Source organism: Ruegeria sp. CDSB029 (genome assembly GCF_059611125.1).
In genome coordinates, this window is the sequence record NZ_JBXWOX010000057.1 from 1 (window position 1) to 1,369 (window position 1,369).

Sequence of the window (1,369 nt, forward strand, 5' to 3'; positions counted from 1 at the left end):
GACATGGTGTGATCGCGGTGGTCGCTCTCCTTGGGCAAACGAGGCCTGATATTATCAGCCTCACCAATCAAAAGCCGTGAGGAGAACGACCATGAGCCATTATGTTGGTCTCGACGTTTCATTGAAAGAGGTCTCGGTTTGCGTTGTGGATGCGGAAGGCACGGTCTTGCATCGCGCGTCTATTCCGACCGAACCAGATACCATTGCGGAATACATTTCGCGGAGAGCCCCCGATGTGGAGCGCGTCGTGCATGAAAGCGGGATAATGGCCACTTGGCTGACGCGTGAACTTGCGCGCCGAGCTGTGCCGATCACCTGTATCGACGCGCGCATGGCGCATAAGGCTCTGTCGGCGCGCCTCAACAAGTCAGACAAGGCAGACGCGGAAGGGTTGGCACAGTTGGCGCGGACCGGCTGGTTCACCGAGGTCCACATTCGCAGTGAAGCGTCGGACCGCGTGCGAGCACTGGTTGCAGCGCGGGAGAGATTGATCCGCATGCGCAAGGATCTTGAAGCTCATATCCGGGGCGTCCTGAAGACTTTCGGCATCCGCATGGGGCCTGTCCTGCGCGCGCACTATCGACAAGGGTTCCGCGACCAGCTGGCCGAGGCTGGTTCTTGTGATCCAATGTTGGAGCTGCTGGCGCAAACGATGATCCCGATCCACAAAAAGCTTTGCGCCTCGGCGGAAATGCTGGGTGATGAATTGATACATGTCGCCAAACAGAACCCACTGGCGCGGCGCCTCATGACCGTGCCGGGTGTGGGGCCGCTGGTTGCGTTGAATTTCATTGCGACAATAGATGATGCAAGCCGGTTCCGCCGGTCGCGCGATGTCGGCGCGTTCCTGGGGCTGACACCAAGACGATATCAATCCGGTGAGATCGACAGAACAGGCCGCATCTCCAAGTGCGGGGATGCCGAGATGCGTCGATTGCTTGTTTCCGCCGCCACGTCCTTGATGACACAGGTCAGGCGGTTCTCAGCCCTCAAATCCTGGGCAATCCGGCTCAGTACGCGAAAAGGCTTCAAGAAGGCCGCTGTGGCCACCGCGCGCAAAATCGCGGTGATCCTCCACGCGATCTGGCGCGACGGGACAGATTTCAATTGGACAAAGGAGCCTGCAAGCTGACAACCAGAAAGCCCGCCCGAGGATAGGGTGGGTTTGGCGTCCTCCGGGACGGAGGCAGATCGATCTCGCGTAAAGCGGTCGAGGTGGCGCAACCAGCATCAACCTCGTGAATGACATTCCAGACGATCAGCCCCGGACGCCATCATGAAGCAGCATCACCTGACTTCGGAGAGAACCAAGACCCCGGCGGACAACAAATCCAACGCCCTTGACAATACCGCGATCAGAGAACCGCTT

The 1,369-nt window shown here is 58.9% G+C and carries 1 protein-coding gene; it reads left to right on the forward strand.

Going from position 1 to position 1,369, the window contains the following annotated elements:
* The first annotated feature begins 91 nt into the window (after positions 1–91).
* On the forward strand, positions 92–1,132 hold the full coding sequence (locus AC2FI8_RS24495; protein WP_282169972.1) for an IS110 family RNA-guided transposase: 1,041 nt from the start codon (positions 92–94) through the stop codon (positions 1,130–1,132).
* Positions 1,133–1,369: the final 237 nt, after the last annotated feature.

Excerpts from the sequence above, each read along its gene's own strand:
- AC2FI8_RS24495 (WP_282169972.1), top strand. The coding sequence starts at position 92 with ATGAGCCATTATGTTGGTCTCGACGTTTCATTGAAAGAGGTCTCGGTT.